Here is a 434-nt window from a genome sequence, read left to right as displayed (position 1 = left end):
GATGGGCTGACGCAGGCTACCCGCGTCGCGATCCTGAACGCCAACTATATCGCGCGGCGGCTCGAAGGGGCGTTCGACGTCCTTTACAAGGGGCCGTCGGGCAGGGTCGCGCATGAATGCATCATCGATGTGCGTCCTTTCGACGAGTCCGCCGGGATTACCGTGGAGGATATCGCCAAGCGTCTGATCGACTGCGGCTTCCACGCGCCCACCATGTCATGGCCGGTGGCCGGTACGCTGATGGTGGAGCCGACGGAGAGCGAGACCAAGGCAGAGCTGGACCGCTTCTGTGAGGCCATGCTCGCCATTCGGGAGGAGATACGCGACATCGAGGAGGGGCGCATCGACGCGCAGAACAACCCGCTCAAGAACGCGCCGCATACGGTCGAGGATTTGGTGCTGGAATGGGGCGAAAGGCCCTATAGCCGGGAGCA

The 434-nt window shown here is 63.6% G+C and carries 1 pseudogene; it reads left to right on the top strand.

Annotated elements, in window-relative coordinates:
• Nucleotides 1–434 (top strand): annotated as a pseudogene (locus tag A3764_RS20970) (glycine dehydrogenase (aminomethyl-transferring)); the annotation flags it as partial.

The organism is Sulfitobacter sp. HI0129 (assembly GCF_001635395.1).
GTDB lineage: Bacteria > Pseudomonadota > Alphaproteobacteria > Rhodobacterales > Rhodobacteraceae > Sulfitobacter.
The sequence above is the reverse complement of the archived record's forward strand: the minus strand, read 5'-3'. Positions and strand labels throughout refer to the sequence as shown.